Raw genomic sequence first — 13,503 nt, 5'->3', positions numbered from 1 at the left:
GCAACCTGCAAGTTACTCCCTTGTTATGTCTTCATTATAAAGTAATCCAAAATTTAAAGCAAAGAACAAGTAACTTATTTTTCTATAAAAAAAGATGTTGTGAAAACTCACAACATCTTAGATAAATTCAAAATTTATTAGGCAATTACATAAGCTGAACTAACCCATTCGTTAGTAGCAACTCGATAATATGTTACACCGTTAACAACTTTAGTTTGATCTGTTTGCCATGGTGTGTTATTACCTAAAACTTCATTAGTGATATCTTTCATTGAACCATCACTTTGTAAAGCTTGAAGTTTAACGTATAATCCTGAAGGATTCTTCACCTTAATGACGTTACTGCTACTAGATGAACTGTTTGAACTACTATTATTAGTAGTTGCAGATGATGAACTGTTTCCAGTTACATAACTTGCAGCCACCCATTCATTTGTAGCGACACGATAATATGTTACGCCATTCACTGATTTAGTTTGATCCGTTTGCCATGGTGTGTTATTACCTAGAACTTCGCTAGTGATTCTCTTCATCGTACCGTCACTTTGAAGTGCCATTAAAGGAACGTAACTGCCAGAAGAATTCTTGACAGTAATTACATCTTTACTTGCACCGGCACTGTTTGAACCACTGTCGGTTGAAGCAGAACTACTTGAGCTACTATTATCTGTAGTAGTTGTTGTAGTTGAGCTAGAACCAGCTGGTGCTGTATAACTTGCAAAGTAATCATCGTAAAGTTCTGAAACATCAAAGTTTCCATAGCTACCGTTGAATGTATATGAACTTGACCATTGCCATGCATGTTGAGTTGTATATTCTTCTACACCTGTAGCATTGTATGGATATGCTGCAATCCATCCTTGATCCACAGTCATAGTTGTACCAACCCATGAACCCATAGTGTAAATACATGAACGATATCCGTATTTAGCAACTTCGCTCATAAAGGCTGCATTGTTAGCATCATTTTGAGATGTTGATAAGTTCTGTTGTTCCGAACTTTCAACATCAGTTGCTAAAACAGCTCCACTTGGCAAACCATCAGCTTGAGCAATTTTGGCAGCGTAGTCAGCTTCAGCTTTAGCACCACTAACAGTACTATATCTAGCATAATGATAACCATTAACATATAAGCCAGCAGATTTAGCAGCTGTAATATTACCAGCAGCTGTTGTATCTTTAAATGATGTACCTTCACTAACTTTAGTAACAATCGCTTTGATACCATAATTATTATGCATATCAGTAAAATTAGAAATGGTCATCGCCCCATTGTTATTGGACACATCAACCATATCAGCACGTGCTGCTTGGACATCTGTTGCACCCACGAAAAACAAAACTATCGACATTACCGTAGTAAGAGCTACAATAATTCTTCTTTTCAAAGCCATAATTCCCTTCTCCCTTTCGTTGCCATCGCAACAAAACAAATTATAAAGCAGAAATCTTGACAATGACGGAAAGTTACAGTTTTGTTCACTGATAGTAACTAAAATGTAACAAAAAAAGGAAAAATAACTATTGAATTATTGACAATATTTAACTTTATTAATTATTATTTATATTAAGTATCACTTTTAAGTAATGTCAAAAATCAAATAACAAAAAAAATCCCATAGACTTTTTAAATCATCTATGAGATTTTCATTTAAGAATTTCTTCGAATAAAATCACGATACCAATAAAAACTCTTTTTAGGTATACGAGTCAAATTTTTAGGACCATTATCATCACGATCAACGTATACAAATCCATAGCGTTTTTTATATCCATTTAACCAACTCAATAAATCTGTAAAGGACCACGCACAATACCCTAATAAATCTACACCATCAGTCAAAGCACGTTGCATTTCCGTTATATGTGTTTGTAAGTAATCAATCCGATATTGATCATTAATCACATTATTGTCTTCTAACTTATCCTGGGCTCCTAAACCATTTTCAGTAACCATTATTGGTAATTGATATTTTTCGTAGACCCGACGCAATGAGATTCTGAAACCTACTGAATCAATCTCCCATCCCCACTGTGTCTTATGCAAATAAGGATTCTCTACATTGTTAAACATTGCCATCTCTGGTGTTTGTGCCTGAGTACCTTTAGGTTGCATCAAATATGGATCAGTTTTCGAAAAATTCTTTTCATGCTGCGTAGTTTTATCAGGATGCTCAATTTGATTCTGTTGGAACGTCCCCCCATGGTAATAATTGATACCTAGAAAATCAGGTTTAGCCGATTTCAATAGTTTTTCATCATCCAAAGTCACCTCTGGAGCAATGCCAAGATCCTTTAAATGATTCATGACTAAAGCTGGATAAGTTCCTCGACAATAAACATCTAACCACCAATTATTATTAAAATCATCAGCGTTATCTGCTGCTAAAACATCATTAGGATCTGCTGTGATCGGATAGGTTGGACCATAACCAAAACTAGGACCAATTTTACCCTGTGGAACCATCTGATGAAATAAGTTAATCACCTCGGCATTTGCAAGGTTGACGATATGATTGGCTGCATACATTCGCTTAACATCACTAACATTAGGTGGATGTGAAGCCCATCTATAGCCCATTGCTGTAAAAACGTTCTGTTCATTAAAGGTTACCCAATATTTAACTCGATCTCCAAATGCCTTGAAAACAGTTTGACAGTATTTTTTAAAGGCTTGAATGGTTTTTCTAGATTCCCAACCATTATATTTATCTTGCAATGCTTGGGGAATATCCCAGTGATACAAAGTTACAATCGGTTCAATATGATATTTTATTAACTCATTAATTAAATTATCATAAAACTTTAAGCCTTCTGGATTAACGGTCCCTTCACCATCTGGAATTATCCGTGACCACGCAATTGAAAAACGATAAGCTTTCAATCCCATTTCTGACATCAAACGGACATCTTCTTTATATCGATGATAATGATCAACAGCGATATCACCATTCGTACCATTGAAAGTTTTACCAGGAATTTTGGTAAAGGTATCCCAGATTGAAGGACCTTTACCATCCTCGTCAAAAGCACCCTCAATTTGATAGGCAGCAGAAGCAGCTCCCCAAAGAAAATTCTTAGGAAATTTTTTTAATCTTTGATAATACATTAATTATGCTCCCTTTACAGAAGTGTCAGTAGCTATTGAATCGTCTGTAGCTGCATTTTCTTTTTTAGCCTCTTCAGCTTGTTCAACCTTTATTTCTTGACGGTCTAAGACTTTGAAGAATGGATAGTATGCTGCAACGGAAACAATCAATTCAATTAATTGCCAAAGTGATGCACGCCAATCTCCACCAGTCATAAGGAATCCACTAATAACTGTAGGTGTTGTCCAAGGAACTTGAGCTACGATCATACCAATGACACCAAACTTCATAAGATAGTACGTAATAAATTCTAGAACCATCGGTGTAACAATAAATGGAACCATCAAAGTAGGATTTAAAACAACAGGTAAACCAAACATAATAGGTTCACTGATATTAAAGACTGAAGGCATGAATCCAAGATTACGCATTGCCTTATAACGTTTACTCTTAGCAGTGAACATGCAAAGAACTAATCCTAAAATAGCACCTGTACCACCAATAGTTAATCCAAAGTTCAAGAAACCATCAGCAGCAATGTGAACTGGAGCATGTCCTTTTGCTACAGCATTGATATTAGCTGTTAAGAAGCTTAAGAATACTGGTGTATAAATACTGCCAATTACGTTAGTACCATGAACACCAACAACCCAAAGTGCAAGTACTAAGAAGATAGCCAATTCAATACCCCAAATGCTATCTAATCCAACAACAAGTGGTGAGAAAATAAATTGGATAACTGAGTTGATATTGACATGTAATACAACTCTAACTAACCAAACAAGGAACAATGCAATTGAGCCAGGAATCAAAGATGAAAATGATTTGGCAACTGCAGGTGGAACTGAGTCAGGTAATTCGATTGTCCAATTACGGGCAACACAGAAACGAATAATTTCACTAGAAATAATACAAATGACAATAGCTGTAAAGATACCACCTGATCCAAGATCGGCTGGATCGATAGTCAACTTATTGTTCAACATCGCTAATAAGAATGCAACCGTAGGAATAACCGTTCCTGTCATTGTATCCAATTTATTAGCCTTAGCTGATTGATAGCTAATTCCCATAGCTACAATTAAAGCCAAAATACCAAAAGTAACTGTTACAGCAGCATTTAAATAACCTGAAATAGGTTTAATAAAGTCAGCCCACCAAGTAAATGGCAAATTAACGACAATCATAAAAATACTACCAAAAATAGTAAATGGAATTGTAATAATCATTCCATCACGAAGAACAACCATATACTTCAGATTTCCAAATTTTGCTAAAGCTGGCAAAAATTTATTTTGAAATACGGAAATAATACTTTTCATAAATAACCCTCCTAGTTAGTTTTTTTATTAAAAGAACTAACTAGGATATAACCGTTTTCTAAAGAAACGTCAAGCCCTTATTAAAAATAATTATTCGAAATAATCGTAAATAAAAAAGACTAATATCTTTATATCAGTCCCTTTCACTACTCACTAACTGTGGGCATGGTTCTATTTTTGAATTGTAAATCGGCATCTGGAAGTTCTAATATTCTTCTAGTTATCATCGCACAACCGCCCAATAAACTATTACTACTTACACTATCAGAAACTTCAATATAAAATTCATGATCTACTACTTGCGACAATTCCTTTTCAACACGCTTCATTATTTCAGGAATCGCCTGCAAAACTCGAGAACTTATGACCACTTTTTCAGGATCAAATAGCAAAAAAATATTTTGTAAAATAATAATTATACTAGTTTCAAAATTTTTCAAAACTTCTTGCACGATTTCATCCCCTAGATCATACCAACGACGAATATCAGCAATAACTACTGAGGATTGTTTTAAGTCTTGAATTTGTGTAAAAACAGCTTGATCAGAGCCTACATTCTCTAATGACAATGGACTTTTATTACCCAAGCCGTAATACTTGCCCGAGCCGATTTCTCCTGCTCGACTATTTTTTCCTGAATAAAGTTGACCATTAATGATCGCTCCAACTCCAATTTGATCAGTCAGGCTGAGTGCAATAGCATCTTGAATTGAAATACCTGAAAAGTCTTTTATTGCTAAAGCTGCCAAATTGGCCTCATTTTCCAATAGTACTGGTACATTAAATCTACTCTGCAAAATTTGAACCAAATCATACTGAATCAAATCTTGACTCATAGCTTTGACAATATGATTATCCTTAACGACCCCATAAATTGCGACGGAAATACCCATTAAGTCAGCATTATCAAGCGTAGATAATTTAATAGCCTGATATAATGCTAACAATTGCTTTGAGGCATCCTTGCCATCGATAGGAAACTCCTGATAATTTACAACACTTCCATCTAACCAATTTGTCATACAACTAATCGTAGCCTGATTAATTTTTGTATTTATAGTATATCCAGCTTGAGCATTAAAATTAGTCAAGACTGGTTTACGTCCACCACTACGAGTACTGTTTCCCTGACCGATGTCATATACCAAATTATCATTAGCTAATTTAGTAAAAATATTATAGACAGTCGACTTAGTTAATCCTAGTTTTTTTGCTACAGCAGCCCGAGATGTTGGTGTCTGATTGAACACTTCGCGCAACACATTCAGCTCATTTATCCTTCTAATAGTTAATCTATTCATTAAACATACCTTCTCAACGGCTTTAATATAAACAATTTAATAATCCTAATTACATACTACATATGTATAGACCAATCGGCAACTATTAGCAATAAAAAGACAGATCCATTCTTAAAACGAATCTGTCACAATAGTTTATTCTAAATTAAAGACAACCTGATTATCAATTAATCCTTTTTGCATAATTTGTTCATTTTCATGTAAATATACTCTTACTTTACCTTTAACGCCAACAGTTGATACCTTAATTTGTTGATTTTTTCTTTGAACTCTAATGGAAGCTGCCTCTAGTCCTTTAGAACTAACGATATTAGTTGAGACAGTCCCTTCTTTGATCTGATATAAGTGAATATCAACGTTCTTAGTATAATCATATTCAGCATGAATGGCTTTTTCATTACGTACCAAAATAGTATTTTCACGTACCAAGACTGGCAAACTTAATTCATCGAATTTATCGTTTAACCACTCCCCTGACTCAGGTGCTTGATAAACCTTATTATCCAACAAACTAGTCCACTTCCCCCCTGGTAAGTAGAAGTGTGCCTTGCCTTGATCATTAAAGATTGGTGCTACTAAGATTTGAGAACCAAACATATATTGTGTGGCCAAATCTGAAACATTCGGATCATCTTCAAATTCTAAAAACATTGGTCTCATCAGAGGATTACCAAACTTAGCATCGTAAGCCGCCTGTGTATAAAGATATGGCATCAATGATAACTTTAAATTTACATATCGTCTAGTATTCTCAACGGCTTCTTGATCAAAATTCCATGGTACACGATAAACATTACTTCCATGATATCGACTATGTGAAGATAACAATCCAAATTGGGTCCAACGCTTGTATAGGTCAGGTGTTGGCCGATCATCACCATCTTCAAATCCTCCAATATCATGACTCCAGAATCCAAAACCAGATACTAGAAACGACAAACCGCCACGTAAGGTATCACGCATGGAATTATAGTTAGATAGACAATCGCCACCCCAGTGAACAGGATATGACTGAGAACCTACTGTTGCTGAACGAGCAAAGACCACGGCTTCTTTTTTACCCTTAACCTCTGCGATAATATCGTAGACTGCTTGATTATATTGCAGTGTGTAGTAATTATGTTCCTGTTGTGGATTTGAGCCATCATAAAACTGAACATCATCAATTGGTATCCGCTCGCCAAAATCAGTCTTGAAGCAATCTACTCCCATATCCAACAATTCTTTTAACTTACTTTTATACCATTTTTTAGCGGCCGGATTCGTAAAATCAATAAACCCATTACCTGCTTGCCACAAATCCCATTGCCATACATCACCATTTTGACGCTTAATCAAATAGCCCTTTTCCTTAGCCTCTTTAAATAATGGTGATTTTTGAGCAATATAAGGATTTAACCAGACACAGACTTTCACACCACGTTCATGAATCTTTCTCAATAATCCTTCAGGATCAGGAAATTGTTCCTTATCCCATGCTAAAGTACACCATTCAAAGCCCTTTTGCCAGAAACAATCAAAATGAAAAACATCCAAAGGAATATCATGTTCCTTCATGCCATCAATGAATTTAAGAACAGTTTCCTCACTATAGTCGGTCGTAAATGAAGTACTTAGCCAAAGTCCAAATGACCATGCTGGTGGTAAATTGATTTTTCCGGTTAATTGAGTATAACGATGCAATACTTCTTTAGACGTTGGACCGTAAATTACATAGTATTGCAATGATTGACCTTCAGTACTGAATTGCACTCGATCAACATTTTCTGATGCCACCTCAAATGAAACTTTTTGCGGTTCATCTACAAATACACCATAACCATTACTGCTTAAATAAAATGGAATATTCTTGTAAGCTTGCTCGCTTCCCGTTCCACCATCTTGATTCCAAGTATCTATGGACTGACCATTCTTGACAAAATTACCAAATCTTTCTCCTAGGCCATAAATTTTTTCATCAATACCCATTGATAATTGTTCGCACATATAATTTTGTTTTTTATCGCGATTATATATAACTCCTTGAGCCTTTTGGACTGATTCAGTAACCAAATGATTATTGGCTGTAAACTTCATTAAAAAGTCCTCATTCAATGGTAATGACACTTTTAAGTCGCCACTTTCCAAAGAAGCCATTTTATCTTTCACTTGAATGTCTACTTTAGGGTTCAAATTATTAATTTTGAAACTAGGACCATGATCTTCAGAGTCAAAATGTTCCAGTTTAACGCCAATGACATTCTCTATAGGAGAAGTCAGTGTTATAGTTGTTGCTCCTAAGTTAAGTTGATCACCCCTGCTTAAAACTCTTTTAAACGGTGCAAAGACCTTTAGACTATTCCCTTCTTTTTGTGCATCATAAGCTTCCATCGGTGAATCAATCTGATATTCTTCACGATTCATCCAATAACCATTTGTAAACTTCACTATTGCAGCCTCCTATCAGGACAATTTTAGTTAGTTTTTTTAAACAAAAAACTAACGATAACGCTTACATTATACACATGTAGAACAGCTTAATTCAATTCTATTAATCAAAAAAATCATAAAATTCAATATTTAGATTTTTATTGAGATTTAGTTTGGAATAAATTATATAATTTTTAATTAAAAAGATGTCCATATCAACCATAAACTGGTTGATATGAACATCTCGTATTTTGTTAACGTGTGCTCTAGTCAAACTTCAATAATTACGAGTTTTCTTGATTAACAAGCTAATTATTTTAGAATTCATCTTTAAAGAAGTTCTCTAAGAATGCAGCAATACCATCTTTAGCATTTGTTTCCGTTACATAGTTGGCTTGCTCTTTGATTGTACTTACTCCATTCCCCATAGCAACCGAATATTTAGCCTGTTGCATCATTCCTAAGTCATTCATGCCATCACCAAAGACAAAGGTATGATCAGCATCGATACGTTGTTCCCATTGAACTTGCTGAATAGCAGTAGCCTTATCGGTCTTCAAAGGGATCATTTCAATATTATCGGGACCTGAGGATGATAAACGTAATTTCTTACTATCAGCTAACTTAGCTTTGGCTTGATTCAATTCATCCATGTCTCCACGACTCAAAACAACTCCATTGGTAATTTTGTCAGCTACCTGACGTAATTCTTCTAGATTTTCAATTTCTTTATAACCAAATGCTTCATCGAAGTTACCAGCATTCTGAGCAATAAAGTGTGGAATTTTTTCAGTAAAATAAGCTGTTTCTGGTGTAAACAACATCATTGGTAACTTATTAACTTGAGTTATTTGATAGGCTAGTTCAACTGTCTTGCTACCCAACAGTGTAACTTCACGACCGTTGATACCGTCGAAAACCGCACCATTAGAGGTAATCAATCCTACTTCAGGATTCAACAAATTCTGAGTAATCTTGGCTAACTCATACATTCTTCCTGTAGCAATATAGAATTTAACATCGTGCTTCTGTAAGCGCTCAATTGTAGCTTTAGTACGAACCGAAATATGTTTATGGTCACTTGATAGCAGTGTCCCATCTAAATCCATAAATACTGAATATTTTGACATTTTAAAGTCCTCGTCTGTTTTATAAATAATTACATACTCTATTGTAGCAGACCATTGAAAACGTTTACTTATTTTTGCTGATTATTCCAACTTTAAATCGGCTTGACTGACCATAGTATCAACCTTCAATTCATGGATTGTATATTCAGTTGAAATTTGTGATAAATACTGATTAACATTTATTTCTTGCATAGCTGATTTATCCTTAAAAATATCAATAATTAGAATCGACACTACTTACAAGATTAGCCACAGTATTTTTAGAAATATTTTTTAAAAATTTTACATTATTATGATTTACGGTAACTTCAAGTAAACGAACAAAATATGGATTCTCACCCTTAATTTCTAACGGTTGATTACTCGTGTGAAGTCTTTCTAAACTTAATTTATGAATCTCCTTAGATTGAACCACTTTCTGAGCTAATTTGGCATAATGTTGAAATTGCGGTGAAGCCGCATGAATTTGATAACTGGCATCATCTTGATACATTTCAAAAATATAATTAACGCTACCAGCCTCATCCTCATGTGTTGCTACCATCATTAAAGTGCCTGATTCGTTTTGATACGATGTTATTAAATTATTCACTCCTTCTGCTAAGAAGGCCTGCTGGTTCTTAGGATCAATGGTTAATTTGTACAAGCTGAAAATCGGTTTTTTCAGTAATTTCACAATCATTCACCTCATTTATTTTTTAAACTAGGTAAGTTTTTGATTACTTTAGCAGGAACGCCGCCGACAATACAATTATCAGGTATGTCATTTACAACTACTGCTCCGGCTCCAACAATTACATTATTACCAATATGGACACCACCGATAATTGTCACATTACCACCGACCCAAACATCATTACCAATTGAAATAGGCTCAGTGTGTGTAATCAAATAATGGCTACCATCTTCACGAACTCCAAAACGATGACTAGCATCTATTGAATGTTCACCACAATAGAATTTAGTATCTGGAGCAACAATAACACGATCACCTAAAGTGATTAAATTAGAATCTTGGAAATAACAGTTGCCATTGATAAAATCATCATCACCAAAACTAATATGTGATCCGTAGATTGCCCCAAATTGCCCATTAATTGTTAGATTGGTGCCAACATGTTTGAATAGCGACTGCATTGTCTCACTACGTTGCTTATCATCAGTTTGAGTGTTGATTTCCTGAATCATTTTTTTACCACGGGCAATCATCTGTTGTAATTCAGAATCTCGATAGTCATATTCCTGACCGGCCAATAATTTTTCATGTTCTGTCATAATATTTTATCCCCTAACGTCCCTAATTTTTTTTAGCTGGTGATCCAACTACGACACTATTCGGTGCTACATCCTTGGTTACTACTGAGGCCGCTCCAACAATTGAATTCTCGCCAATTGTCACTCCAGGAAGCACTGTAACACCAGTTCCGAGCCAAACATTTTTTCCAATATGAATCGATTTTGTAATCAAAGTTTTTCTTTTCGTAGGAGCCTCTCCATGATTTACTGTTATCAAAACCACCCTTGGACCCAACTTAGTACCTTCATCAATCCAAACACCGCCTAAGTCCATGAAAAAACAATCTTTATTGATAAAAACATTGTCTTTAATAAAAGTATGACAACCTAGATCTGCATTGAACGGTGCTTTAATATCGCTAGTATTAGGAACTTGATAACCGAACAAACGACTGAACAACCTTCGACGTTCATCAATTGAATGATTTTGATAATTAATTTCATTAATTATTTGTGTATTTTTTTCTACTGTTTGATCAACCAATTTAAAATCGGCTTCATCATAATCCAAAATTCCGCCCTTTAAAGCTTTATCTAATGCATTCATTTTTCTTACCTCTTTACCTTTTAGAATAAAGGTAGAGTGTACATTCGTCTAATACTTATCTTGTATTTAGACAAATTCATTTTTTGAATAACAAAAACACACTCCAACTAATATTAGTTCGTCCTACAATACAAAAAGACAATCTTCCGATTCCAAAGGAACCAAGAAGATTGTCTTTTCAGCTCAATCTTTTATTTAATTTGTGAACGTACTTCTGAAGAAAAATAAAGTGATCCCGCAATCAAAAGTAGCTCATTTGGTTGTAATTCATTTTTCAGTTTCCGATAAGCCTCGTGCCAGTCAGCATTCAACTTTATCCGCGGTTGCCAAGCTTTAAAATCTTCCAATTTCAAAGCTCTTTCATCATCAAAGGTTGTCATGGTGATTTCAACATTGGGTATCTGTAATAACTCTTCCAACATTAATTTAATATCCTTTGTCACAATAGCTGAAAACAATATTTTTACATGATAATTTTGATAGTCAGTCAAAAGGTTTTCCTTCAATCGTTTAATCGCATGAGGATTATGTGCTCCATCCATAATTACCAAAGGTTTTAAACTAATAATCTCCATTCGTGCTGGCCATTTAGTTTGTAGTAACCCATTAACAATCTTACTTTTGTTAAAAGGCAAATTATGTTTTTGAGTATAGAGATAGTACATTTCCAATGCCACAGCTGCATTTTCAACTTGTTGATGACCAATCAATGGTGTCTCCAAATTTTTTAATTGTATTTCACGATTATGAAAATTGAATTCTTCAAATTGCTGTCTAACAAATCCTCGATAATCGGTTTGATAGTCTCGTTTCCAAATATATACTGGTGCATCATTTTTTGCTGCTTGGGTTTTAATAACGTTCAATGCATCTTCAGAAACATTTGCAACAATTAACGGTGTATTTTTTTTAATGATACCAGCCTTTTGATAAGCTATTTTTTCAATTGTATCCCCTAAAAAGGCAGTATGATCTAATCCAATCGTTGTAATAGCAGTCAACTCTGGTTCAATGACATTAGTACTATCTAGCAGGCCACCCATGCCCACTTCAATAATTGCTATGTCTACTCGTCCTTTAAAATAAGAAAAGGCTAACCCAGTGAGAATTTCAAATTCAGTTATACCGTAAAATTCTTTTTGTCTATCCATTTGCTCAACTAATGGTTTAATCTGATTTCCCAGTTTAACCAAGTTAAAACTATCAATTTCTTGTCCATTGATTTCCACTTGTTCAGCAAAATCTTTAATGAATGGCGAATTAAAAGTACCAATTTTCAAACCATTGGTACGCAACAGATTAGCCAAATAGCGTGTCGTTGATCCTTTTCCATTAGTTCCTGCAACATGGATTGTCGGATAAGTTCGTTCAGGATTACCGAGCAAACGTAATAATTCAGTAATACGTTCTAATCCAGGACAACTGCCAAAGTAACCTCGTGAAATAATCCACTGAATAACCTCTGAACCTGTCTTAAACATTTTTATCCTTTCGCCATGTAACGACTAGCAAGCATTTTTAGTGGTAGTGCCTTACCAAAGAACATAATTGAACCTGTTTGAATAAAGAGCATGGCAACTGCTTTAATAATTCTAGGAACCCAAAGCCCCATGTTAAAGAATGGCACATGATACATGATTGATAACCATAATGGTGTTAAAAACAAACTAATAATAAGGGTATTTAGTAAAACACAGATGAAAGTATTTTTTAAAGTAATTTCTTTTTTGTAGAAGAATAATCCATATAAAACACCTGAAATAAGCGCATTTAACGTAAAGCCAATAAAGAATCCAGCTTTACCAAATAATGTTGTCCCGACAACATCAGCTACTACCGATGAAATTCCCGCCCAAAGCGGACCAAAGAACATTCCTAAAATGGCTTGTGGTATGAATTCAAATGAAATACGTAGGAATTGCGTTTGTATACTTAAAAAATTAGTTAAAACAATCATCATTGCTACTAAAAGACCCATTGTGGTAATCGAATAAATACTGTTTTTCTTGTTCATTTTGAGCATCTCCTCTTAGAGCTGCTACATATCATTATGCAGCGAATGCGAGAATAAAACCGCGAATTTACTTCTTCGTTCAAAAGCACATTCCGTCTTTTTGACACTTAACGCTTTATTCTCTACTCTGTTATCTTTTTATTTTTAAATCGTGGTATTACTATTATTTTCCTCCCCATTTATTTAACTTTTTAAATATAACGTCTAATAGCGAACAAGGTCAATAGATTTTGTGTATATAGTTCGTATAACACGTATTCATAAATATTAAAAAAATCGATACAAAAATTCTAATTTAAGAATTCTCGTATCGATTATTATTAAACTTTAACTTGTTAATTCTTCGGCGAATTTTATAATCAAGTTAGCCACTTTAGAAAAATGACAAAATAAAA

At 34.5% G+C, this 13,503-nt stretch carries 11 protein-coding genes and 1 riboswitch; all 11 genes read right to left on the bottom strand.

The features are described from left to right. Positions 1-137: 137 nt before the first annotated feature. The 11 genes from FD33_RS06435 to FD33_RS06385 all read right to left on the bottom strand — a co-directional run bounded on the left by FD33_RS06435 (position 138) and on the right by FD33_RS06385 (position 13,117). The gene (locus tag FD33_RS06435; RefSeq protein ID WP_025085662.1) at positions 138-1,394 is read right to left on the bottom strand and encodes a GH25 family lysozyme; all 1,257 of its coding nucleotides are present in this window, start codon (positions 1,392-1,394) and stop codon (positions 138-140) included. Between the two features lie 257 nt (positions 1,395-1,651). After that, positions 1,652-3,109: a glycoside hydrolase family 1 protein gene (locus FD33_RS06430; protein ID WP_034544257.1), complete on the bottom strand. Its 1,458-nt coding sequence runs from the start codon at positions 3,107-3,109 to the stop codon at positions 1,652-1,654. A 3-nt stretch (positions 3,110-3,112) separates the two neighbouring features. Then, positions 3,113-4,411 (bottom strand): PTS sugar transporter subunit IIC, encoded by a 1,299-nt coding sequence (locus FD33_RS06425; protein ID WP_034544259.1) that lies wholly within the window; start codon positions 4,409-4,411, stop codon positions 3,113-3,115. Between the two features lie 146 nt (positions 4,412-4,557). Beyond that, positions 4,558-5,712: an ROK family transcriptional regulator gene (locus tag FD33_RS06420; RefSeq protein ID WP_025085664.1), complete on the bottom strand. Its 1,155-nt coding sequence runs from the start codon at positions 5,710-5,712 to the stop codon at positions 4,558-4,560. A gap of 135 nt (positions 5,713-5,847) precedes the next feature. Next, positions 5,848-8,139, bottom strand: coding sequence for an alpha-xylosidase (gene yicI, locus FD33_RS06415; RefSeq protein ID WP_025085665.1), 2,292 nt, complete (start codon positions 8,137-8,139; stop codon positions 5,848-5,850). 299 nt (positions 8,140-8,438) lie between these two features. Further along, complete coding sequence (locus tag FD33_RS06410; RefSeq protein ID WP_025086394.1) at positions 8,439-9,251, bottom strand: Cof-type HAD-IIB family hydrolase; 813 nt, start codon at positions 9,249-9,251, stop codon at positions 8,439-8,441. A 214-nt stretch (positions 9,252-9,465) separates the two neighbouring features. Continuing rightward, positions 9,466-9,927, bottom strand: a complete 462-nt coding sequence (locus FD33_RS06405; protein ID WP_025086393.1) for a putative quinol monooxygenase — start codon at positions 9,925-9,927, stop codon at positions 9,466-9,468. A gap of 11 nt (positions 9,928-9,938) precedes the next feature. Beyond that, positions 9,939-10,526: a maltose acetyltransferase domain-containing protein gene (locus FD33_RS06400; protein ID WP_034544560.1), complete on the bottom strand. Its 588-nt coding sequence runs from the start codon at positions 10,524-10,526 to the stop codon at positions 9,939-9,941. A 22-nt stretch (positions 10,527-10,548) separates the two neighbouring features. Further along, positions 10,549-11,094 (bottom strand): DapH/DapD/GlmU-related protein, encoded by a 546-nt coding sequence (locus tag FD33_RS06395; protein WP_234031748.1) that lies wholly within the window; start codon positions 11,092-11,094, stop codon positions 10,549-10,551. A 191-nt stretch (positions 11,095-11,285) separates the two neighbouring features. Next, positions 11,286-12,575: a bifunctional folylpolyglutamate synthase/dihydrofolate synthase gene (locus tag FD33_RS06390; protein ID WP_034544551.1), complete on the bottom strand. Its 1,290-nt coding sequence runs from the start codon at positions 12,573-12,575 to the stop codon at positions 11,286-11,288. A 2-nt stretch (positions 12,576-12,577) separates the two neighbouring features. Beyond that, positions 12,578-13,117, bottom strand: coding sequence for a folate family ECF transporter S component (locus FD33_RS06385; protein ID WP_193322480.1), 540 nt, complete (start codon positions 13,115-13,117; stop codon positions 12,578-12,580). Positions 13,118-13,145: 28 nt separating this feature from the next. Next, positions 13,146-13,240, bottom strand: a riboswitch (THF riboswitch). Positions 13,241-13,503 lie beyond the last annotated feature (263 nt).

The organism is Companilactobacillus paralimentarius DSM 13238 = JCM 10415, from assembly GCF_001434985.1.
Lineage (GTDB): Bacteria > Bacillota > Bacilli > Lactobacillales > Lactobacillaceae > Companilactobacillus > Companilactobacillus paralimentarius.
The sequence above is the reverse complement of the archived record's forward strand: the minus strand, read 5'-3'. Positions and strand labels throughout refer to the sequence as shown.

What these genes read in the sequence shown, in the direction of transcription:
- FD33_RS06435 (WP_025085662.1), bottom strand. Translation starts at nt 1,394, where the DNA reads ATGGCTTTGAAAAGAAGAATTATTGTAGCTCTTACTACGGTAATGTCG.
- FD33_RS06430 (WP_034544257.1), bottom strand. Translation starts at nt 3,109, where the DNA reads ATGTATTATCAAAGATTAAAAAAATTTCCTAAGAATTTTCTTTGGGGA.
- FD33_RS06425 (WP_034544259.1), bottom strand. Translation starts at nt 4,411, where the DNA reads ATGAAAAGTATTATTTCCGTATTTCAAAATAAATTTTTGCCAGCTTTA.
- FD33_RS06420 (WP_025085664.1), bottom strand. Translation starts at nt 5,712, where the DNA reads ATGAATAGATTAACTATTAGAAGGATAAATGAGCTGAATGTGTTGCGC.
- FD33_RS06410 (WP_025086394.1), bottom strand. Translation starts at nt 9,251, where the DNA reads ATGTCAAAATATTCAGTATTTATGGATTTAGATGGGACACTGCTATCA.
- FD33_RS06400 (WP_034544560.1), bottom strand. Translation starts at nt 10,526, where the DNA reads ATGACAGAACATGAAAAATTATTGGCCGGTCAGGAATATGACTATCGA.
- FD33_RS06395 (WP_234031748.1), bottom strand. Translation starts at nt 11,094, where the DNA reads ATGAATGCATTAGATAAAGCTTTAAAGGGCGGAATTTTGGATTATGAT.
- FD33_RS06390 (WP_034544551.1), bottom strand. Translation starts at nt 12,575, where the DNA reads ATGTTTAAGACAGGTTCAGAGGTTATTCAGTGGATTATTTCACGAGGT.
- FD33_RS06385 (WP_193322480.1), bottom strand. Translation starts at nt 13,117, where the DNA reads ATGCTCAAAATGAACAAGAAAAACAGTATTTATTCGATTACCACAATG.